Annotated in this window: 22 protein-coding genes and 3 tRNA genes; 23 read left to right on the forward strand and 2 right to left on the reverse strand. The window is 39.5% G+C overall.

What is annotated here, in order from left to right; genetic code table 11:
- The first annotated feature begins 9 nt into the window (after nucleotides 1–9).
- The 22 genes from VRHSUH10_RS08630 (at nucleotide 10) to VRHSUH10_RS08735 (ending at nucleotide 17,123) form a co-directional block, all read left to right on the forward strand.
- Nucleotides 10–1,056, forward strand: coding sequence for a methionine ABC transporter ATP-binding protein (locus VRHSUH10_RS08630; protein ID WP_105090230.1), 1,047 nt, complete (start codon nucleotides 10–12; stop codon nucleotides 1,054–1,056).
- Nucleotides 1,037–1,690, forward strand: a complete 654-nt coding sequence (locus VRHSUH10_RS08635; protein ID WP_105090231.1) for a methionine ABC transporter permease — start codon at nucleotides 1,037–1,039, stop codon at nucleotides 1,688–1,690. Before VRHSUH10_RS08630 ends, VRHSUH10_RS08635 begins: the two co-directional genes overlap by 20 nt.
- 9 nt (nucleotides 1,691–1,699) lie before the next feature.
- Nucleotides 1,700–1,996 carry a YerC/YecD family TrpR-related protein gene (locus VRHSUH10_RS08640; protein ID WP_105090232.1) on the forward strand — a complete coding sequence of 99 codons (297 nt, stop codon included), beginning with the start codon at nucleotides 1,700–1,702 and terminating at the stop codon, nucleotides 1,994–1,996.
- A 65-nt stretch (nucleotides 1,997–2,061) separates the two neighbouring features.
- Nucleotides 2,062–2,856: a TSUP family transporter gene (locus VRHSUH10_RS08645; protein WP_105090233.1), complete on the forward strand. Its 795-nt coding sequence runs from the start codon at nucleotides 2,062–2,064 to the stop codon at nucleotides 2,854–2,856.
- A gap of 11 nt (nucleotides 2,857–2,867) precedes the next feature.
- Complete coding sequence (locus tag VRHSUH10_RS08650) at nucleotides 2,868–3,635, forward strand: SDR family NAD(P)-dependent oxidoreductase (RefSeq protein ID WP_105090234.1); 768 nt, start codon at nucleotides 2,868–2,870, stop codon at nucleotides 3,633–3,635.
- Nucleotides 3,636–3,772: 137 nt separating this feature from the next.
- On the forward strand, nucleotides 3,773–4,624 hold the full coding sequence (locus VRHSUH10_RS08655; protein ID WP_105090235.1) for a hypothetical protein: 852 nt from the start codon (nucleotides 3,773–3,775) through the stop codon (nucleotides 4,622–4,624).
- Nucleotides 4,625–4,643: 19 nt separating this feature from the next.
- Entirely contained in the window at nucleotides 4,644–4,988 is a 345-nt protein-coding gene (locus VRHSUH10_RS08660) for a YkvA family protein (RefSeq protein ID WP_105090236.1), read from the forward strand.
- Nucleotides 4,989–5,106: 118 nt separating this feature from the next.
- On the forward strand, nucleotides 5,107–5,526 hold the full coding sequence (locus VRHSUH10_RS08665) for a thioesterase family protein (RefSeq protein ID WP_005387975.1): 420 nt from the start codon (nucleotides 5,107–5,109) through the stop codon (nucleotides 5,524–5,526).
- Nucleotides 5,519–6,322 (forward strand): glutamate racemase, encoded by an 804-nt coding sequence (gene murI / locus VRHSUH10_RS08670; RefSeq protein ID WP_105090237.1) that lies wholly within the window; start codon nucleotides 5,519–5,521, stop codon nucleotides 6,320–6,322. Before VRHSUH10_RS08665 ends, murI begins: the two co-directional genes overlap by 8 nt.
- 12 nt (nucleotides 6,323–6,334) lie before the next feature.
- Nucleotides 6,335–6,874: a hypothetical protein gene (locus tag VRHSUH10_RS08675; protein WP_105090238.1), complete on the forward strand. Its 540-nt coding sequence runs from the start codon at nucleotides 6,335–6,337 to the stop codon at nucleotides 6,872–6,874.
- Between the two features lie 12 nt (nucleotides 6,875–6,886).
- Nucleotides 6,887–7,537: a coenzyme F420-0:L-glutamate ligase gene (locus VRHSUH10_RS08680; RefSeq protein ID WP_005387981.1), complete on the forward strand. Its 651-nt coding sequence runs from the start codon at nucleotides 6,887–6,889 to the stop codon at nucleotides 7,535–7,537.
- Between the two features lie 63 nt (nucleotides 7,538–7,600).
- On the forward strand, nucleotides 7,601–9,310 hold the full coding sequence (locus tag VRHSUH10_RS08685; protein ID WP_105090239.1) for a hydantoinase/oxoprolinase family protein: 1,710 nt from the start codon (nucleotides 7,601–7,603) through the stop codon (nucleotides 9,308–9,310).
- The gene (locus VRHSUH10_RS08690; RefSeq protein ID WP_105090240.1) at nucleotides 9,300–10,712 is read left to right on the forward strand and encodes a histone deacetylase; all 1,413 of its coding nucleotides are present in this window, start codon (nucleotides 9,300–9,302) and stop codon (nucleotides 10,710–10,712) included. The genes VRHSUH10_RS08685 and VRHSUH10_RS08690 overlap by 11 nt, the downstream gene beginning before the upstream one ends.
- 174 nt (nucleotides 10,713–10,886) lie before the next feature.
- Complete coding sequence (gene rph, locus VRHSUH10_RS08695; protein ID WP_105090241.1) at nucleotides 10,887–11,642, forward strand: ribonuclease PH; 756 nt, start codon at nucleotides 10,887–10,889, stop codon at nucleotides 11,640–11,642.
- Between the two features lies 1 nt (nucleotide 11,643).
- Nucleotides 11,644–12,219 (forward strand): XTP/dITP diphosphatase, encoded by a 576-nt coding sequence (locus VRHSUH10_RS08700; RefSeq protein WP_105090242.1) that lies wholly within the window; start codon nucleotides 11,644–11,646, stop codon nucleotides 12,217–12,219.
- A gap of 66 nt (nucleotides 12,220–12,285) precedes the next feature.
- A complete protein-coding gene (locus tag VRHSUH10_RS08705) occupies nucleotides 12,286–12,783 on the forward strand; it encodes a metallophosphoesterase (protein WP_105085340.1) in 498 nt (165 codons plus the stop codon).
- Between the two features lie 88 nt (nucleotides 12,784–12,871).
- Complete coding sequence (gene speD / locus VRHSUH10_RS08710) at nucleotides 12,872–13,654, forward strand: adenosylmethionine decarboxylase (protein WP_105090243.1); 783 nt, start codon at nucleotides 12,872–12,874, stop codon at nucleotides 13,652–13,654.
- 269 nt (nucleotides 13,655–13,923) lie between these two features.
- The gene (locus VRHSUH10_RS08715) at nucleotides 13,924–15,129 is read left to right on the forward strand and encodes an NADP-dependent malic enzyme (protein WP_105090244.1); all 1,206 of its coding nucleotides are present in this window, start codon (nucleotides 13,924–13,926) and stop codon (nucleotides 15,127–15,129) included.
- A 277-nt stretch (nucleotides 15,130–15,406) separates the two neighbouring features.
- A tRNA-Pro gene (locus VRHSUH10_RS08720) sits at nucleotides 15,407–15,483 on the forward strand.
- A 10-nt stretch (nucleotides 15,484–15,493) separates the two neighbouring features.
- A tRNA-Gly gene (locus VRHSUH10_RS08725) sits at nucleotides 15,494–15,567 on the forward strand.
- A 110-nt stretch (nucleotides 15,568–15,677) separates the two neighbouring features.
- Nucleotides 15,678–15,754, forward strand: a tRNA-Arg gene (locus VRHSUH10_RS08730).
- Nucleotides 15,755–16,010: 256 nt separating this feature from the next.
- Nucleotides 16,011–17,123, forward strand: coding sequence for an IS1249 family transposase (locus tag VRHSUH10_RS08735; protein WP_105085552.1), 1,113 nt, complete (start codon nucleotides 16,011–16,013; stop codon nucleotides 17,121–17,123).
- 56 nt (nucleotides 17,124–17,179) lie between these two features.
- On the opposite strand, the gene VRHSUH10_RS08740 is transcribed toward VRHSUH10_RS08735, so the two are convergent.
- Both VRHSUH10_RS08740 and VRHSUH10_RS09520 read right to left on the reverse strand, forming a co-directional pair.
- Nucleotides 17,180–17,587 (reverse strand): type II toxin-antitoxin system death-on-curing family toxin, encoded by a 408-nt coding sequence (locus VRHSUH10_RS08740; protein ID WP_105090245.1) that lies wholly within the window; start codon nucleotides 17,585–17,587, stop codon nucleotides 17,180–17,182.
- Nucleotides 17,584–17,745, reverse strand: a complete 162-nt coding sequence (locus VRHSUH10_RS09520) for a hypothetical protein (protein ID WP_199176275.1) — start codon at nucleotides 17,743–17,745, stop codon at nucleotides 17,584–17,586. Before VRHSUH10_RS09520 ends, VRHSUH10_RS08740 begins: the two co-directional genes overlap by 4 nt.
- A 358-nt stretch (nucleotides 17,746–18,103) precedes the next feature.
- Between VRHSUH10_RS09520 and VRHSUH10_RS08745 the strand changes: the two genes are divergently transcribed.
- Nucleotides 18,104–20,323, forward strand: coding sequence for an ATP-dependent Clp protease ATP-binding subunit (locus tag VRHSUH10_RS08745; protein ID WP_105090246.1), 2,220 nt, complete (start codon nucleotides 18,104–18,106; stop codon nucleotides 20,321–20,323).
- Nucleotides 20,324–20,516 lie beyond the last annotated feature (193 nt).

The following is a 20,516-nucleotide window of genomic DNA, read 5'->3' on the forward strand; positions in this document are numbered from 1 at the left end:
GACATTATTTTGATTCAATTACAACACATTAGTAAAGTCTATGAAGGCGCTACTCGTGTGGAAGCCTTAAAAGATATTAACCTTGAAGTTAAAGAAGGCGAAATCTTTGGCATTATCGGTCAATCTGGTGCCGGTAAATCCACATTGATTCGATGCATCAACATGCTCGAAGCGCCTACATCTGGCTCTGTTATCGTTAATGGTACAGATTTAACAACACTTAGCAAATCCGCTTTGCGTAAAGCACGCAAAGATATTGGTATGATTTTCCAACATTTTAACCTTTTGTCCTCTCGTACAGTGTATGACAATGTGGCATTCCCGTTGGAATTACAAGGCTTGAGCAAATCTGAAATCAAGGAACGCATTACGCCAATCCTTGATATCGTAGGCCTTACTGAACGTATGAACAACTATCCATCCCAATTGTCTGGTGGTCAAAAACAACGTGTGGGTATTGCTCGTGCCTTAGCGTCTAATCCAAAGGTTCTTCTTTGTGATGAAGCTACATCTGCTCTGGATCCGCAAACAACAGAATCCATTTTGAAATTGTTGAAAGATATCAATGAAAAAATGGGCCTTACTATCGTTCTCATCACTCATGAAATGCACGTAATCCGTGAAATTTGTGATCGTGTAGCGGTTATCGAAGGCGGTATAATCCTCGAGGAAGGTAGCACTGTTGAAGTATTTACACATCCTCGTGAAAATACTACAAAAGAATTCATCAGCTCTGTAGTAAGTGATAACTTACCTCCAGAAGCGTTAGAACATTTGGAATTGCATGATCAATGGATTGCAGGTACAGCTCCATTAGTACGCCTTAAATTCACAGGCCAATCTACGGATGAACCTGTAGTGGCAGGTCTCGTACGACGCTTTAACCTCGATGTAAGTATCCTCTTTGGTGGCATCGACTATATCCAAAATACATGCGTTGGTCGTCTTATCGTTATCTTGAATGGTGACCCTGAAAATGCGCAAGAGGGCTTAGACTACATCAAAACATTACCAATTGAAAGCGAGGTGATCGGTTATGTCAGAGCAAATAATTAATCTTCTCATAACTGGTACCCTTGATACATTGCAAATGACTATTATCTCTACTGTCATGGCTATGTTACTTGGTATTCCTCTCGGTGTTGTTTTGGTAGTAACATCTAAGGGTCATATTTTAGAAAATGTAGCACTTAACAAAGTGTTAGGTGCTGTTGTCAATGCAACACGTTCTATCCCATTCATCATCTTGATGGTTGCTATCATTCCATTCACTCGTATGGTGGCTGGCACATCTATTGGTACAACTGCAGCTTGTGTACCTTTAACAATTGCAGCAATACCATTCTTAGCGCGCCTTGTAGAAACATCTATTAAAGATATTAACTTTGGTGTTATTGAGGCGGCTCAATCTATGGGTGCAAGCCCACTCCAAATTATTTGGAAAGTTTTATTACCTGAAGCATTGCCTACGATTATCGACAATGTAACGGTTCTTATCGTTAACCTCATCAGTTACTCTGCAATGGCAGGTGCAATCGGCGGCGGTGGCCTTGGTGATATTGCTATCCGCTATGGTTACCAACGTTTCCAAGCTGATGTTATGATTGCTACCATTATCATCTTGATTATTTTGGTACAATTAGTCCAAATGATTGGCGATGCTTGGTCTAAAGCGATGAATAAGAAATAGGAGGCTCCTATGAGTATCAATGAAAAATTGAGAAGTTCTCAAAATGATGAGTTGTTCACCGCTATTTTAACTCTTGAAAATACAGAGGAATGCTATGCATTCTTTGAGGATATCTGTACGATTAATGAATTGAAGGCTTTGTCTCAACGCTTACAAGTAGCAAAAATGCTACGCGCCGGTGATAGCTACGAAAAAATTGTAGAAGAAACAGGTGCGAGCACGGCTACTATTAGTCGTGTCAAACGATGCTTAGTCTATGGTGCTGATGGATACACATTAGCTTTAGATCGTCTAGGTGCAAAATAAAATAAACTAGCATGACAACGGTGGCCTTTTGGCGACCGTTGATGTGCTATCTGTAGGAGGTTTATATGGAGTGGCTTATTGAGGTAACAGGTTTACCATTTGATATCCTAATTCTCGTTTTGCTCGCTGTAGCAGGTGCTTTTGCCGGCTTTGTAGACTCCATTGTGGGTGGTGGGGGCCTAATCTCTGTTCCTGCTATGCTATTAACCAACCTTCCGCCGAGTATGGCTTTGGGCAGTAATAAATTATCCAGTATTTTTGGTGCTGGCAGTGCATCTATTACGTTCTTGCGAAATCATATGGTTGATTTTTCTCTAGTTCGTAAATTACTACCCTTTACATTTATAGGATCCATGCTTGGTACCTTAGCAGTTGTATCGTTGCCACCTTTATATGTAAAGCCTATTATTATAGTCCTACTCGTTTGTGTCACACTTTTTGTGGTGTTTAAAAAGGATTGGGGCGAAATAAACCGTACCTCAGCAGTAGCAGGAAAAGCATTGTATATTTGCATGGCTTTTGCTCTTGGTATTGGTGTTTATGATGGTTTTATTGGACCTGGTACAGGTACGTTTTTGATTATGGGCTTTATTTTTACTGGATTTGACTTTTTGCATGCATCTGCGAATGCAAAAATATTGAATTTTACTAGTAATTTAGCATCCTTACTTGTGTTCTTATATTTAGGGCACGTTAATATTAAATACGGCCTTGCTACAGGGGCCGGTCAAATTATAGGTGCTTATTTAGGATCTCATTTAGCCATTGCTAAGGGCTCCTCATTAGTACGTGTTGTGTTCTTGTCGGTAACGACAGTGATGTTGTTGAAATTAGTGTATGACTATATTTCGACATTGTAGGAGGGCAAGGTATGCCTCATAAAAGTGATGTACAAGTGGCATTGATTAGTGGTGGCACATCGGGAATCGGATTTGCTACGGCAAAATTGCTTCTTAAAGAAGGTTGGTGCGTTGTCATCAATGGTCGTGATGAAAAGTCAGGACAAAAGGCTAAGATGAAATTGCGCCGCTATTCTTCAAGGGTGCAGTACGTTCAAGGTGATGTATCCAAGATTGAAGATTGTCAGCGTATTGTAAAAGAAACAGTCAAATTATTTGGTGGCGTATCTGCTCTCGTAACAGCAGCAGGCTACTATGAAGAAGAATTGCTATCTGATGTAACAGAGGCTGCCTTTGATGAAATGTTTGGCACCAATGTAAAGGGGACGGTCTTCTTGTGCCAAGCCGCATTACCGTATTTGCGCTCTACAAAGGGCAGTATTGTAACAGTAGCCAGTGATGCGGGCTTGCAAGGTAATGTAGCTTGTTCTGTATACGGCGCTTCAAAAGGTGCGGTAGTGAGTTTTACGAAATCACTATCCCTTGAAATGGCACCACATAATGTGCGCGTTAACTGTGTTTGTCCTGGTGATGTGGATACCTCTTTAGTAGATAAACAAATTGCAAATGCTCAGCAAGATGCAGAGGCTGCTAAGGCTGAAATGGGCCAACATTATCCCTTGGGACGCATTGGTCAACCTCATGAAATTGGAGAGGTTATTGTATTTTTATTGAGCAATAAAGCTTCCTTTGTAACGGGGGCAGCATGGACTATCGATGGTGGTCTCACTAGTTGGTAAGATAGAAAATATTGGAAGTTATTTTATTTTTTAAATCTATAGATAATTAGAAAAATTCATTTCACTTCTAGCAATAGAATGGTATAATAATACTAATAATATGACCTATAGTTGGTTCACAACAAAGGAGAATACTTATGGCAGAATATAATGGCGTAACACTTGAGCCACTTATGGATGGTTCTCAAGACCGTGACTATCAAGTTGAACAATTTATTTTCTGGGGTGCAGGTCGTGCAGCGGCATTGGCATTATCCCCTAAATTCAGCAGTGTTGCTTTGTGCGCCAATGCAACGTATATGGTAACTCGCATTGCACATCTTTACGAAGTAGAATTACAATCTGGTGCCGTAGTGGGGCTAGTTGGTGGTCTTAGCACAGCTGTAGGTACAGCGGCTATTTCTCTTCTTGTTCCTCTAAAAGCAGTTCGCGTTCCTGTAGCAGTTGGTTTAACATATGCTATCGGTAAAATTGCTCACATTTGGATCCAAGATGGTATGCCTTCTGATATCGAACGTTATAAACCAATGGTTGCTGAATTCCTTGAAAGCGGTAAAGCTATTGCTGGTGACATCATCCGTGATGCAGGCGCTAGCATTCCTTTCACACAAGGCCAACGCGACGTTTGGGCTGGTATTGCTAATGAAACAGGTCTTGCTAAAGAAACTTTGAAACAAGTTTACGAAGAAAAAGTAACACCTGCTATCGATAAATGGAATACAGAAACTAAATATCAACTCCATGACAATGCAGCAGAAGTTGTGGCGAAAGTATCTGATGCAGCAAAAGATAAAATCGATGCTGCTAAAGAAAACATTGATGTAGCTAAAGAATTAGCTAAAGGCGGCGTAGAAGTGGCTAAAGCTTCTGCACAAGCTGCAGTAGAAACTGCAAAAACTAAAGCTAATGATGCTGTAGAAACAGCAAAAGATGTTGCTGTAAACACTGTTAACACAGCAAAAGATAAAATTGGTGGTTTGCGCAAATAGGCGCTAAAGGATTATTACGATGAATCCATTGAAAATTATTACATATGGTAAGTATTTTAACGAATCTAAATTCGTCGCTTTTTTAGGGCGATATGGTAAAAAGCTTGCCTTTGTACAACGAGCAGTGACCTTGTTCCTCTGCATGCGTGACAAGGACACTCCAAAATATGTAAAAGCAGTCATTGCTGGTGCCTTAGGGTATCTCGTGTTACCTATTGATATTGTGCCGGATACAATTCCTGTATTAGGTTGGGTAGATGATGTAGCAGTGCTTGGTCTTGCCTTCAAGGTTGCCAATCGTTACATCAAAACTAGTCATCAAGAAGAGGCAAAAAAATACTTCCCATTTGGTGGCAGTAACTAGCTTTTAACCATTAAGGCAGTTTGATCCGTTGCGATTGAACTGCCTTTATTTATTTGACACGCTAAAGTAATAGATATACAATGAAGGTTGTATTCTATGAAAAAAGAAGGATAAATATATGCATATTGCTTCAGTAAATGTACGCTTTTACGAAACCGATATGATGGGTATTGCGCACCATAGTAATCATTTTAGATGGTTTGAAATGGCACGCATTGAATTCCTTCGTCAAATCGGTGTAACCTTGTGGGATATGATGAATGAGGATATTGTATTTCCTATCATGAATGTATCCTGCAATTATAAAGAACCAGCAAATTTTGATGATGAACTTCACATTGAAACATATTTGGTTAAGATGACACGTGCTCAAATGATATTCCGTTATCGCATGCGCCGTGCCAGTGATGGTGCGCTCCTAGCTACGGGGGAGACCAAGAATGCATTTATGTCAAAATCAACAGGTAAAATTGTGCGATTAGACGATACTTTTTATCAGCCTATGTTAGCAGCTGTTGAGGAGATGCCTAATGAGTAATGTACAACAATTGCCTATCGGCGTGTTTGACTCCGGTGTAGGCGGGCTATCTGTTTTAAAGGTCTTACAAGAACAATTCCCTAACGAAGACTTCATCTATATTGGGGATAATGCGAATAACCCTGTGGGGAATCGTAGTGATGATGAAATTACTTATTTAGCTTGTCATATTGCAGAGGCTCTTGAAAAACAGCCTGTAAAATTGATGGTTATTGCTTGTAATACGTTTACTGTTGTAGCCCTTGATGCGGTACGTGAACGGGTGTCTGTACCCGTTATTGGCGTATCACAAGGCGTAAAAACAGCGATTAGTGAAAGCAAAAGCAAGACAATTGGTATCATGGCGACGGCAGCAACTGTGAATAGTCATATTCATAAACATGTAGCCCTTGAAGTTGATCATGAAGTGCTTGTTTGGGAACAACCTTGTCCTGAATTGGCAGGACTCATTGAGCAAGGTCATTTAGATGACAATTTTGTACGCGATGTATGTACTGAATATCTAGAGCCTTTATTGTCCCGAGAAATTGAGGTTGTAGTTTTGGGCTGTACTCATTTCCCATTTGTACAACCTTTGCTAGAGGAACTAACGTCAGGGCGCATTCAATTCATTGACCCTGCTTTTGAAACGAGTGAACTTGTTCGCCGTAGATTAGAGGGTAAAGACTTGTTTAACCCTCAAAAAACGGCGGGGACTGTGTCATTGTATTTTACAAAGGATATTGAGCTTGGTGATACGCTGAGTGCCTCTTTCCTTGATACAAGTCGTCGCAGCATTGAACATATTACATTATAAAGGAGATGCCCTATGTGGTTTTATAACATCCTAAGTGTAGTAATAGCTATTATTGTAGCTATTGCAGCTTTGTATTTATTATTCCGTTTGTTCGTATTGAAACAAGGTAATGAAAAGGTTATTTTATTGCCAAAACGTGCGACAAACTTCCAAGTATCTGATCGTAATTTTGAATCTATTACCTTGTTCTGTGATATTCCATTTGTGAACAAAGGACGTCAACTTGGTACAATTATGGACTTATTCCCACGTCCATTGTTGCCAGAGGAACATTTTGATGCTGTGAAAGTCAATGCATGGGCTATGGACATTAATCGTCCTCGTCATGATGGCTATTTTGAGGCTGTTATTATCAAACCTCGTAAAGGCGGTACTATTCGTGTATTCGTTACCTTAACAGGTAAAAATGGCAATATTCGTGAAGATATTAAGGGCTTCCCTTATATGGACATCGATATTTACTACCAAATCGTAGGTCGTACAGATTATCATATCGATAAACAACGTATTCGTTTGACTGCTGAAGAAGTTCAAGCAGCATTGGTTCAATAAGGAGGCATAACAATGGCAGAATTAGAGTTAGTATGTGTGCCAACACGTATTCTTACAGATAATGATGACATCGTGGATGCTATCGTTGAATTTGGCGGTCATAATATTGGACCTGAAGATATCGTATGTGTAGCTGAATCTGTAGTAGCTATTACACAAGGTCGTTTTACACGTCCTGAAGAGCTAAATGTTTGTTGGCAAGCGCGTTTAATTAATCGTTTTATCCATCCAGATGGTTCTATGGCGTCCATTTATGGCATGCAATCCGCTATGAATTTGGATGGTAAATGGAAAGTATTAGGTGCCTTCATTTTAGGTGCTATTGCTAAGATTTTCCGCAAACCAGGTGTATTCTACGCAATTGCTCGTGCAGCATCTTTAACAGATGATGTAACTGGTACAATGCCTCCATTTGACAAGCACATCGTATTTGGTCCAAAGGATCCAGATAAAGTAGCTGAGAAAATCGTATCTCGCACAGGCTGTTATGGCGCTGTTGTAGCTGACGTTAATGATTTGAAACGTTCCGCTGTGTTAGGTACAAGCCGTGGCATTGACGGTAATAAAATTGCACAATTGTTGATTGACAATCCATTTGGTAATGATAGCCAAATGACTCCGATTGTTATCATTAAAAATTACGCATCTGTATCTGGTAAATAACAGAAGGCTGTACTCATCATATAGAGATGGGTACAGCTTTTTTTATACTAATTAGGAGGTCGTATGTTATTAGGTTTAGACGTAGGTGGTACTTTTACAGATGCGGTCATCATCGATGGCCATCGTGTTGTAGCATCTGCTAAAAGGCGGACTACCAAAGATAATTTAATGCAAGGCATAGGCGAGGCCCTTGATGCAATTCTCCAACATTGTGATACTTTAAATATTGATCAAGTTACGCTGTCTACTACTGTGGTAACAAATACCATCGTGGAAGAGAAAGAACAAGTGGTAGACCTGTTTGTAGTAACGGGACCTGGCCGAAATGTGGACGATATATTCCCTGTAAATCCTATCTATCTTCAAGGTTATACTGATCATAGAGGTATTGTGGTGGAACGTACACCTACAAATGCAGTTCGGCATATAGCCGAAATGGTACAATCTCGCAGTGGCACAGATTTGGCTGCTGTATCTGCTAAATTTGGGGTACGGAATCCTCAAGAAGAATTATCTATAACAGAAGCATTGAAAGATAGATATAATACTATCTCTAATGGCAGCTTATTAAGCGGCTCTTTGAATTTTCCACGTCGCACTATTAGCGCATATTTTAATAGCGCTGTAACACCGGTATTTACAGTATTTAAGAAGAATGTAGAAGATGCGTTAAGCGTGCGAAACATTAAAGCTCCACTTCATATATTAAAGGCTGATGGAGGTTCTTTGCCTATGGAACATATGGTGAGTAGACCAGTAGAGACCGCTTTTACAGGACCTGCAGCAACCGTACTGGGCTTATCTGCTCTTGGAGCTATTGGAAATGAACATACAGTTGCTTTAGATATTGGCGGTACCACTACAGATATTTCTTTGTGGAAACAAGGCAGACCGTTGATGACTAAAAGTGGTGTATCTATTCGTGAATACCCAAGTGCGGTACGCTCTTTTGCCGTTACCTCTGTTGGTGTTGGCGGTGAATCTGTGGTTCGCATTGTAGATGGTGAAATTACTGTCGGACCTGAACGGGTGGGCCCATCGGTAGCTTTAGGAGGTGTAGAACCTACATTAGGGGATGCTCTCATCGTACTAGGGTATGCGAGCTATGGTGAGGTTGAATTAGCTGAACGAGCTATGGAGGTGTTGGCTAGTAGACTAACTGCTAGTGAAAAAGGAGATGCAGTTCAGACTCAACAACAATTAGCAGGTTCTGTAACTGCGTCTGACGTTGCTCGATTAATCGTAAATAAGGCATTACAAACGATTCAGCATGGCATAGATGAGGTGGTAAGGGCAGAAAATAAACGACCTATCTATGTAGTAGCGGATATTGTGAATCCCGATGTATTTGTGCCTGCTCAAATCGTGGTAGTAGGTGGAACGGCGCCAAGCCTTGGACCTAGCATAGGTAAATATATGGATTTACCGATTACCATACCAGAAAATGCGGCGGTGGCGAATGCTATTGGAGCAGCATTAGCACTATCGACCATTGAACTCACTGTTCATGTCGATACAAAACGACGCTTACTCGTCATTCCTGAACTAGGGATTAAACAACAAACCTGTACGTTGAAGCGAGTAGAACAAGTGGTGGAACGAGCTAAAGAGGCCCTCAGTGAAGAAGCATTGCGTTTAGGTCTTGGTAAGGACCAAGATATAGAGGTTATTAGTATGGAAGATTTCCCTGTTGTTGAGGGCTGGCAATCGATGGAACGATTAATCACTGTAAAAGTACAATTAGTAGCGGGGGTGAAACAGTATGTGGAATAAAGGCTTATCCTATCGTGAGCGTCATGGTCTTATTAGTACCCATAAAAATGTATGTAATAAGTTAAATACTGACAAAAATACATCAAATCATAGTTTAGGTCTTGTATTTTTCCCTGCTTTCGACTGGAAGATTTCTGAAACCCATCCAGAACGACAAGAGCGATTGCTGTATACGCGTGATCAAATCGTTGAGGAAGGCTTATTAGATATACCCAATATTGTGGAATATAATCCTATCGTGGCCGATTGGGATACCATAGAGCGCGTTCATGTGGGCGCTCCTGACTTAGAGTCCTGGGTAACGGAAGCACATCGTGTATCTGCAGGTGGTGCTATTGCCGCTGCTGATGCGGTTATGCGTGGTGAAGTAAATCGCGCTTTTGCCTTAGTAAGACCGCCAGGGCATCATGCGATGGCCATGGTTCATGGTATACGTGGTTTCTGTACCATTAACATTGAAGCTGTCATGATTCAACATATGCGTCAAACCTATGGTATTAAACGGGTTGCTGTGGTGGATACAGACGTACATCATGGTGATGGCTCTCAAGATGTGTTCTACCATGATCCAGATACACTATACATTAGTTTCCACCAAGATGGACGGACCTTATATCCTGGCACAGGCTTTATGGATGAATTCGGTGGTCCACAGGCTATCGGTGGAAATATAGATATTCCATTGCCACCAGGCACTGGTGACGAAGGCTTGATGAAGGTTATGCGTGAGTTAGTATTGCCAATCCTAGAAGAATTCAATCCAGACATAGTTATTAATTCTGCAGGGCAAGATAATCACTTTAGCGATCCATTGGCTAATATGCAGGTAACTGCAAAAGGCTATGCTGAGCTTGTAGATTTATTGCAAGCAGATATAGCTGTCTTAGAAGGTGGTTACTCTGTACAAGAAGCATTGCCATATGTAAATACTGGTATCATTTTATCTATGGCAGGCCTTGATTACAGTAAGGTCGTCGAACCTGCCTTTGATCCTGTTAAATATAAGCAAAGCCAAAATGTAACCGCTTATATTGATGACCTTATCGCTAAGTGGAAGGTGCAATGGGCTAATCGTCATAAGATGGCCGAAGAGGAACGCACCGGTGTGAGCGATATATGGTCGAACCGCTACAATGTGTACTATGATGAAACAGGTGTACAAGAGGAACGCCTTGAAAAGGTGCGCATGTACGAAAATAAAGTTGGATGGCATAGCGTGCTTTCACGGGGACAATATGGACCTTATGGGCCACAAAGTGTATATGCTATGTTCATTCCTTGGCAAGCGGACGAATTGACTCGGCAAGATGCGATTGCAGAGGCTAAACGAGCTAAAGCAGAAGGCGGTGCTAGTCGTTATGTTGTGGTAGATCCACTTGGTGATGGACAATACGAGGTATAGTGGTAGATTCTCAAACTTGTGACTCTTGGTAATGGACCATACTGTGTTAGAATTGGTAACTATAATCTGATTCGTAGTGATAAAAAATAGTTAAATTGTGATATAATAAGAAAAGATAACGCCCCTTTGTGTAAGGGGCGTTCTAATGTTTAGATTTAGAATGGTGAGGTTCCTATGCGCAGCGATAATAGAACAGCAGGTCAATTGCGACCTATTAAAATAACACGGAATTTTACAGAGTATGCAGAAGGTTCTGTACTCATTGAGTGCGGCAAGACTAAGGTTATCTGTACTGCCACTGTTGAGGATTCTGTACCACGCTGGCTCAAAGGTTCCGGCCGAGGTTGGGTAACAGCAGAATACTCCTTGTTGCCACGTTCTACGCAAACTCGCGTAAGCCGTGAGGCTGCAAAGGGTAAACAAACGGGCCGCACTGTAGAAATTCAACGCCTTATCGGTCGTGCATTACGTGCTGTTGTAGACCTTGAAGCGTTAGGTGAACGTTCTATTACGATCGATTGCGATGTAATTCAAGCCGATGGCGGTACGCGTACAGCATCTATTACAGGTGCTTTTGTAGCCCTCGTTGATGCGGTGGACTTCACTTTTGGTGGAGCTGGCAAATTCCCGATTACTGATTTCTGTGCAGCTATTTCCGTCGGCATTGGCCCAGACGGTCCTATTACAGATCTTTGCTACGAAGAGGATAGTGCTGCCATCGTAGATATGAATGTGGTACGCACAGGCTCTGGCAATATGGTGGAAGTACAAGGTACAGGCGAACATGGTACGTTCAATCGTGATGAGCTTAATGCATTACTTGACTTAGCAGAGGCTGCTACAGATGAGCTCATGGCAAAACAACGTGAAGTACTTGGCACAACAGCAGATAAAGTAGGTAAGGTATATCCTACAGCTCCGGAGGTATAAGATGGAACAAATCGTATTAGCTACAGGTAATAAAGGAAAAATTCGTGAGTTTTCCGAGGCTTTTTCCCATTTATCTATCGACTGTGTACCTGTAAAAGAGGTCATTACCGTTGAGGAACCAGAGGAAACAGGTACAACCTTTATGGAGAACGCCCTTTTAAAGGCTCGCTACTACGCGAAGGCTACCAATCGTCCATGCCTTGCGGACGACTCTGGCATCACCGTAGATGCTCTCAATGGTGCTCCAGGCGTATATTCTGCGCGTTATGCAGGTCATCATGGTGATGATCAAGCTAATAATGAAAAATTAATTCGCGAATTGCAAGGTAAAAGCGACCGCACAGGTCATTATGTATGCGCCTTAGCTCTCGTATATCCTGATGGCCGTGAAGTGACGGCTGAAGGCTATTGTGATGGACTTGTTCAAGATGAGCCAAAAGGGGACAATGGTTTTGGTTATGATCCATACTTCTATGTGCCTGAATTTGAAAAGACAATGGCAGAACTTAGCATTGAAGAAAAGGAAACCATTAGCCATCGTGGCCGTGCTTTACGCAAATTAATTAACAAGCTTTAATATTTTCGAACTATATGGTATAGTTCATATAAATATGTAATATAATAGTATTAGAGAACTTATAAAATGAAACGAATTGGTATTTTAAGTGATACCCATGGGTATCTAGATGATATAGATCTTGTCTTGGAGGCTACAGCAGACCAAGAAATTGATATGTGGCTTCATGCTGGTGATTATGGCGATGATGCACGCTATATGCAGGAACATACTGATATTCCTGTATATGCAGTGCGCGGTAATAATGACCGTGTACAGCCTCTTGAACCGCGAGAACAGTTGATTCCTCTAGAGGATACCTATATTTACATGACTCATGGTCATGAGGTATCATATTATAATCGAATACAAAAACTGATTGAGTTAGGCACTGATATGGGGGCGCGACTCATCGTGTCCGGTCATAGTCATCATCATGGTGAGGTCCGAGTTCGTGATGCGGTATTTGTGAATCCCGGCAGTATATCGTTGGCTCGTGACCGCTCAGGCGGTACATTTGCTATCGTTACCTACGATAATGGACAGTTTGATGTAGAGTTTGTGTATAAACAAGATATTGTTTAGTTATATGGTGAAAGCTTTGAACCTCAATGGTTCGAAAAGCTTTCAAAAAAAATAGTAAGTCTATGCATGGAAAGGGTTATGACATATCATGGATACACCAGTTAAAGCAAAGCCTAAAATGAAATTATATGGTTTTAATAATCTCACAAAGACATTGAGTTTTAATATTTATGATATTTGTTATACTCGTACGGAAGAAGAGAAAAAACAATACATTCAGTACATTGATGAAGTATACAATGCAGATCGTCTAACGGCTATCTTAACGGAAGTTAGCCATATTATTGGTGCTAACATCCTTAACGTAGCGAAACAAGACTACGACCCTCAAGGTGCGTCTGTTACGATTTTGATTTCTGAAGAGGAAATTGAAAAGGAAGATGTAGTCATGCATCTTGATAAATCTCACCTTACTGTACATACTTACCCTGAAAGCCATCCGCACAAAGGGATTAGTACATTCCGTGCAGATATTGAAGTATCTACATGTGGTCAAATCTCTCCACTTAAAGCACTTAACTATTTGATTCAAAGCTTTGACTCCGATATCCTTACATTGGACTACCATGTACGTGGCTTTACACGCGATGTATCTGGTAAGAAAATTTATATTGATCATCGCATTAATTCCATCCAAAACTACATCAATGCTAAAACTCGCAACATGTACAACATGATTGATGTGAACGTATATCAAGAAAATATCTTCCATACAAAAATGATGTTAAAAGAGTTTGATTTAGATAATTACCTATTTGGTATTACTGAAGCGGAATTGAGCGAACGAGAAATCAAGCAAATTAAACATCAATTAAAACAAGAAATGATGGAAATTTTCTATGGCCGTAATTTGCCATCTGTAAAAGCGTAAATAAAATACATATGTTATGTATATGTTGAAATATATCGCATAATACGAATAAAACTATAAAGTAGATAAGCCTTGTCTGGCTTATCTACTTTTTCTTTGTTTATCATTTTTTTTACTAATATAAATTAATAGAATTTAATTCTAAAACCTTCGAAAGACTATATCGAAAAAACTTGAATTATCATATATCATTTTGTATAATAAAATTACTTAAAGGTATTTATTACCGACTCAAAAGAGTCCGAGTTTATCCACAAAGGAGAATTATTATGGACGTACGTGAATTAGCTGTACAAAAAAAACGTGAATTAAAAGGTTTCCTTACTGTAGGAACAAAATATGAATTAAAAGACGCTCATGATTTATCTGTAGCTTACACACCAGGTGTAGCAGAACCATGCTTGCGTATTAAAGATAATGAAGCAGAATCCTTCGAATTAACTTGCCGTTCCAACATGGTTGCCGTTGTATCCGACGGTACTCGTGTACTTGGTCTTGGCGATATCGGTGCTGCAGCAGCATTGCCAGTAATGGAAGGTAAATCCTTATTGTTCAAAAAATTCGGCGATGTAGACTGCATTCCATTGGTTGTAGATACTAAAGATGCTGATACATTGATCAACACTGTAAAATTGTTGCAAAAAAACTTTGCTGGTATCAACTTGGAAGATATTTCCTCTCCTAAATGCTACGAAATTGAAAACCGTTTGAAAGAAGAATTGGAAATCCCTGTATTCCATGATGACCAACACGGTACAGCTATCGCTTGTTTAGCTGGTGTAAAAGGCGCTCTTCGCCTTGTAAAGAAAGATTTAGCAACTGCTAAAATCGTTGTAAATGGTGCTGGTGCTGCTGGTGCAAACATCGCTCGTTTGTTATACCTTGCAGGTGCTCGAGACATTACATTGTTAGTATCCTCCGGCGTATTGCACAAAGACTACAAACGTCTTGATTCCTTGCAAGCTGAATTGATCGACTTGCTTAAACTTGAAGAAAAACATGGCAACTTGGCTGAAAATGCTAAAGGTGCTGACATTCTTCTTGGCGTATCTGCTGCAGGTGCTTTCACAAAAGAAATCTTGGAAAACTTGGCTGATGATGCAATTGTATTCGCAATGGCTAACCCTAACCCAGAAGCAACATATGCTGATATGAAAGCTGCTGGTATCCGCGTTGCTGGTACAGGCCGTTCTGACGCTCCTAACCAAATCAACAACGTAGCAGTATTCCCAGGCGTATTCCGCGGTGCTATCGATGTTCGTGCATCTAAAATTACTGATGAAATGAAATTGGCTGCTGCTGACGCATTGGCTAACTTGATTCCGGACAGTGAATTGAACGAAGAAAACGTAATGCCATCCGTATTCGATCCTCGTGTAGCTCCAGCAGTCGCAAAAGCAGTTGCTGAAGTTGCTGTAAAACAAGGTATTGCAAGAAATCCACAAGTAGTAGAAGACGGCAGCTACGAAGGTTAATCTAATTGCTATGAGCTTAATGCTTAATAGCCTCTTAAAACCTAAGTAAGATAATATAAACAATACAAACATGCACCTCGAAAGGGGTGCATGTTTTTGAATATGAGCTAATAAAATTTAAAAAATTAATGAAGTTGTAAAAAAGTACTTGTCACTAATTTGTATCGATGATATAATTATTTTCGTTGCAGAGCGATACTCAATAGAGTAAAAACTCAGCAAGAGTAGTGGTTGACATCAACTACCGGGTTTGCTATAATAGCAAAGTAATTAATGACGGGGCATAGCGCAGTTTGGTAGCGCACCTGGCTTGGGACCAGGGGGTCGCAGGTTCGAATCCTGCTGCTCCGACCATTTTTTATTTGCGGGTGTAGCTCAATGGTAGAGCCCCAGCCTTCCAAGCTGGTCGCGAGGGTTCGATTCCCTTCACCCGCTCCATTTTTTTTTGCCTTTTTTAGGGTAAACTAAAATAAAATAGAGCACAGTTGACGATACATAGTACATAATTTATACTATAATAGATAATTACATATATAGGTAATCCACATGGTTCAGTAGCTCAGTTGGATAGAGCAACGGCCTTCTAAGCCGTGGGTCGGGGGTTCGAATCCCTCCTGGATCACCAAAGAAATTAAGCGGATAGTTCGTAATGAGCTATCCGCTTTTGCATTGCTATTTTATAGAGGCTTATAGGACAAAAAGTGTGTGTAAAAACCCTTATAACACTAGATATTTACTAGTGTTATAAGGGTTTAATCTTTTTTTGGAGAAGTTTGAGGGTGGACAAAAAGTGTGGGTGAAAACATCAATTAACCCTTGTAATTACTGACTAAAATGAGGTTATATCTTCCTATATATAAACAAATATGGAGGAAGAGTTTATGCGACAAATAAAATGTCCTGATTGTAATGAAACATGCATTAAACACGGTGTTTTAAAATCTGGTTCTCAGCGTTGGTTTTGCAAACATTGTAAGGTGGCATTTACCGTTAAAATTAATAATTTAAGTAAAGAGTTAAGCCTATTCTTGAATTGGTTATTCAGCACCAATATTCAAGCTGATATGCCTGGTAAAGGTCGTACATTCAGGCGTAAAACCGCTAAATTTTGGTCCATATGGCCATTGCCACCAAAAGTGGAAGAAGTACATGATGTGGTATATCTTGATGGAATTTACTTAGCTAGGAATTTATGTGTTTTGATTTGTTGCAATGATACTCATGTTCTAGGATGGTATGTCTGTCGTTATGAGCATGCTAGAGCTTGGCAGTGTTTAATGGAACGGATTGCCGAACCTAAAGTTGTTGTGTCTGATGGTGCTAATGGTTTGCCTAAAGCATTACGTAAAGTTTGGCCTCATAGCAGTCACCAAAGATGCTTGTTTCACATTTTTTGTCAGGTTAGACGATATACGACAAGTAGACCTAAAACGTTAGCAGGAAAGGATCTTTATACTCTGGCTAAAGATTTATTTAATGTGAAAACAATGGATCAAGCTCTTGTATGGATTAATGAACTTTCAGCGTGGCGAATGACATATTCTGATTTTTTACGAGAAATGACGATTGATGAATTCGGAAACAAACGCTCTACACATGAGCGTTTGCTTAAAGCCGAATCATCATTATGGCGTCTGATTAGGCAACAAACTTTATTTACATTTTTGGAATGTATTGATATTACAGTACCTACAACAAATAATCGTATTGAAGGTGGAGTAAATGCTCAACTAAGAAGTATGTTACGATCTCATAGGGGCCTTTCACTTGAAAGAAGACTAAAAGCGGTCTATTGGTGGTGCTATATGCACTCACCAAGACCGCTTTCTATTTCAGATATATTAAATTGTATGCCTACAGATGAATCGATTGCTGCTATCTACAAACGGTTATCTGATTATTGCCAAATAGATCGCTCAATACCTCAATGGGGTGATGCTCCTGTTTGGAATGAGCTACATATGTCTACAGATTTTCCAACTTATTGGGATTAGTCACACACACTTTTTGTCCTATAACCCTTTATAGAACCCTATGTATCCCTGTCGAATTACAAATTCGTATCTATCTCTACGGTATTCTCCCGCAACCATTGTGCTAGTTCTGTATTTGTCATATTGCCTGCGGCGATATCGATAATCATATTTTCTACGTCTTGTCGTGTAGCAGTAATGTCGAATCCATTAATAATTAGATACACATACATACTGTGTAGTGCAGTTCGTTTATTTCCATCTGTAAAAGGATGATTATTGGCGATACCGTAACATAATTGTGCCGCTTTATCGTAGATAGATGGATATAATTCATTTCCCATAAAGGTTTGAAATGGGGTATTTACAGCTGACGCTAAAAGGTTTTCGTCTCGTATGCCGGAGGCGAGAATAAAGGTTTTCTCTAGTTGAATATGAAGTTCATAAATATCTTGTACCGTAAATTGAATATCAGGTGTACTCATTTATTCTCCAATGCTTTATATAGTTCATAATTACGCTTTAATACTTGTTGCGAGATGTCTTTTATCTTCTTTTTTAGTTCTTTATTAGTATTGCTGGTTAGGACGGGGGATTCATAGTTTGTTTGGTGATTGGTAATTTTCGGATCTTTTGGCATCATAAATTAAACTCCTATACTATATTTTGACTTTTGTATTTACTATATATTTGACTTTTATATTTATTATATAGGTAATAAATCAATAGAAACAATAGAATCTCTAATAAAATAAGCAAAAATAAAAACAGAAAACATCTTATAAACCTAGTATTTATCTGCACTTTCACTAATAAAAGTATATTTGTCAAAATAAAAGTCAGAAAAAGTCAAAAATCTTTACTTTGACCTATTGACTTTTTGACTTAATGAGATTATTATAATGACATAAGGTTAAAGAAACCTAGAGATAAAGCAAGAAATTAAAGAGACTTAAAAGGTCAAATAGATATACTTGTAGTGAAAAAGTGAGGTAATTTATATGAACAACAACTTCAATAACTTTGGTAGCGAATTTGGTAGCATGAATGATTTGTTCAATCAATTGATGAGTAATATGGGAGGTTATTCCACAGAAAACCGTCGTTATAAAATTAATGGTCGTGAAGTAACGCCTGAAGAGTTTGCTTATTATCGTCAAACAGGTCATTTGCCTACTAATGAAGAAATCCAAGCAGCACAAGCTGCAGCTCAACAAGGCAAAATGAAAAAGGATGGTATCCTTGCTCGTTTAGGTACGAACTTAACAGACGAAGCTCGTAATGGTAAGCTTGATCCTGTTATCGGTCGTAACAAAGAAATTCAAGAAACTGCTGAAATTTTAGCACGCCGTACAAAAAACAACCCAGTTCTAGTCGGCGATGCTGGTGTTGGTAAAACAGCTGTTGTAGAAGGCTTGGCACAAGCCATTGTAAATGGCGATGTTCCAGCAGCGATTAAAAATAAAGAAATCATTTCCATCGATATTTCCGGTTTGGAAGCTGGTACTCAATACCGTGGTTCCTTCGAAGAAAATATCCAAAACCTTATCAAAGAAGTTAAGGCTGCTGGTAATATCATCTTGTTCTTCGATGAAATCCACCAAATCTTGGGTGCTGGTTCCACAGGTGATGGTCAAGGTTCTAAAGGTTTAGCAGATATCTTGAAACCTGCTTTGTCCCGTGGTGAAATGACTGTTATTGGTGCTACAACACAAGATGAATACCGTAACACAATCATGAAAAACGCAGCTCTTGCTCGTCGTTTCAATGAAGTTAAGGTAAATGCACCATCTGCAGAAGATACTTTCAAAATCTTACAAGGCATTCGTCCATTGTACGAAGCGCATCATAACATTGAATTGCCAGATGCAGTGTTGAAAGCAGCTGTAGATTATTCCGTACAATACATTCCTCAACGTAGCTTACCAGATAAAGCTATCGACTTGATCGATGTAACAGCAGCTCACTTAGCTTCCCAACATCCTGTAACCGATATTAAAACATTAGAAGCAGATATTGCAGAAGCTAAAGCAAAACAAGAAGAGTTTGCTCAAAAAGAAGATTATGAATCCGCTATTAATGAAAAAATGCGTATTCAAAAATTACAACAAGAAATCGACAACCACACTGAAAACCAAAAGGTAGTGGCTAAGGTTAATGATGTAGCGGAAGCCGTTGAAAGAATGACTGGTATCCCTGTTTCTCAAATGGGTGCATCTGATATTGAACGCTTGAAAGATATGAAATCTCGTTTACAAGCTCATGTAATCGGTCAAGATAAAGCAGTAGAAGCTGTATCTAAAGCAATCCGTCGTAACCGTGCAGGCTTTGACGAAGGTAACCGTCCAATCGGTAGCTTCTTATTCGTAGGTCCTACTGGTGTTGGTAAAACAGAATTGGCTAAACAATTAGCACTTGATATGTTCGGTAACAAAGATGCTATCATCCGCTTGGATATGTCCGAATACAGTGATCGCACAGCAGTTTCCAAATTGATTGGTGCTACAGCTGGTTATGTTGGTTACGAAGATAACTCCAACACATTGACTGAACGTGTTCGTCGTAATCCTTACTCCATCGTATTGTTCGACGAAATCGAAAAAGCAGATCCTCAAGTTATTACATTACTTCTTCAAGTGTTAGATGATGGTCGCTTAACAGATGGTCAAGGTAACACTGTAAACTTCAAAAACACTGTTATCATTGCTACATCTAACGCAGGCTTTGGCTATGGTCAAGATAACGACGATGAAAACAAAGTTGATGTAATGGAACGTATCGCGCCATTCTTCCGTCCAGAATTCTTAAACCGTTTCAATGCAGTTATCGAATTCAATCAATTGAAAAAAGAAGATTTGAAACAAATCGTAGATTTAATGCTTGATCAAGTTAATAAAACTTTAGCTAAAAAAGAAATTACTCTTGATGTAACTGAAGCAGCTAAAGAATTATTGATGGAACAAGGTTACGATAAAACTATGGGCGCTCGTCCATTACGTCGTGTTATCGAATCTGAAATCCGCGATAATGTAACTGACTTCTACTTGGATCACATCGATGCAAAACACTTGTTGGCTGATGTTGTAGATGGTCACATTGTTATCAGTGAGAAAGACGCTGATAAAGATACTGATAAAAAATCTGATGATACATCCAGTGATAAAAAATCTGCAGACGACAGCAAACAAGCTGATGATGCTGCATCCAAGGACAATAAATAATCAGTAGGCTATTGACACTAACTAATGAATCCCTTACAACTCTCTCCATATACAAATAAATAATAATAGTCCTATTGATGGTGAAAGCACTCGACAATATGTCGGGTGCTTTTTTATGTGTTAATAGTTGTGTATTAATAAAGGAATTTTGTATACATGACAAAAATCATTGCTAATATATCGATTTATTTAG

Source organism: Veillonella sp. T11011-6 (genome assembly GCF_002959755.1).
Classification (GTDB): domain Bacteria; phylum Bacillota; class Negativicutes; order Veillonellales; family Veillonellaceae; genus Veillonella.

Excerpts from the sequence above, each read along its gene's own strand:
- VRHSUH10_RS08745 (WP_105090246.1), top strand. The coding sequence starts at position 18,104 with ATGAACAACAACTTCAATAACTTTGGTAGCGAATTTGGTAGCATGAAT.
- VRHSUH10_RS08735 (WP_105085552.1), top strand. The coding sequence starts at position 16,011 with ATGCGACAAATAAAATGTCCTGATTGTAATGAAACATGCATTAAACAC.
- VRHSUH10_RS08665 (WP_005387975.1), top strand. The coding sequence starts at position 5,107 with ATGCATATTGCTTCAGTAAATGTACGCTTTTACGAAACCGATATGATG.
- VRHSUH10_RS08685 (WP_105090239.1), top strand. The coding sequence starts at position 7,601 with ATGTTATTAGGTTTAGACGTAGGTGGTACTTTTACAGATGCGGTCATC.
- VRHSUH10_RS08680 (WP_005387981.1), top strand. The coding sequence starts at position 6,887 with ATGGCAGAATTAGAGTTAGTATGTGTGCCAACACGTATTCTTACAGAT.
- speD (WP_105090243.1), top strand. The coding sequence starts at position 12,872 with ATGGATACACCAGTTAAAGCAAAGCCTAAAATGAAATTATATGGTTTT.
- VRHSUH10_RS08635 (WP_105090231.1), top strand. The coding sequence starts at position 1,037 with ATGTCAGAGCAAATAATTAATCTTCTCATAACTGGTACCCTTGATACA.
- VRHSUH10_RS08715 (WP_105090244.1), top strand. The coding sequence starts at position 13,924 with ATGGACGTACGTGAATTAGCTGTACAAAAAAAACGTGAATTAAAAGGT.
- VRHSUH10_RS08660 (WP_105090236.1), top strand. The coding sequence starts at position 4,644 with ATGAATCCATTGAAAATTATTACATATGGTAAGTATTTTAACGAATCT.
- VRHSUH10_RS08700 (WP_105090242.1), top strand. The coding sequence starts at position 11,644 with ATGGAACAAATCGTATTAGCTACAGGTAATAAAGGAAAAATTCGTGAG.
- VRHSUH10_RS08650 (WP_105090234.1), top strand. The coding sequence starts at position 2,868 with ATGCCTCATAAAAGTGATGTACAAGTGGCATTGATTAGTGGTGGCACA.
- VRHSUH10_RS08675 (WP_105090238.1), top strand. The coding sequence starts at position 6,335 with ATGTGGTTTTATAACATCCTAAGTGTAGTAATAGCTATTATTGTAGCT.
- rph (WP_105090241.1), top strand. The coding sequence starts at position 10,887 with ATGCGCAGCGATAATAGAACAGCAGGTCAATTGCGACCTATTAAAATA.
- VRHSUH10_RS08640 (WP_105090232.1), top strand. The coding sequence starts at position 1,700 with ATGAGTATCAATGAAAAATTGAGAAGTTCTCAAAATGATGAGTTGTTC.
- VRHSUH10_RS08705 (WP_105085340.1), top strand. The coding sequence starts at position 12,286 with ATGAAACGAATTGGTATTTTAAGTGATACCCATGGGTATCTAGATGAT.
- VRHSUH10_RS09520 (WP_199176275.1), bottom strand. The coding sequence starts at position 17,745 with ATGATGCCAAAAGATCCGAAAATTACCAATCACCAAACAAACTATGAA.
- VRHSUH10_RS08740 (WP_105090245.1), bottom strand. The coding sequence starts at position 17,587 with ATGAGTACACCTGATATTCAATTTACGGTACAAGATATTTATGAACTT.
- VRHSUH10_RS08690 (WP_105090240.1), top strand. The coding sequence starts at position 9,300 with ATGTGGAATAAAGGCTTATCCTATCGTGAGCGTCATGGTCTTATTAGT.
- VRHSUH10_RS08645 (WP_105090233.1), top strand. The coding sequence starts at position 2,062 with ATGGAGTGGCTTATTGAGGTAACAGGTTTACCATTTGATATCCTAATT.
- VRHSUH10_RS08655 (WP_105090235.1), top strand. The coding sequence starts at position 3,773 with ATGGCAGAATATAATGGCGTAACACTTGAGCCACTTATGGATGGTTCT.
- murI (WP_105090237.1), top strand. The coding sequence starts at position 5,519 with ATGAGTAATGTACAACAATTGCCTATCGGCGTGTTTGACTCCGGTGTA.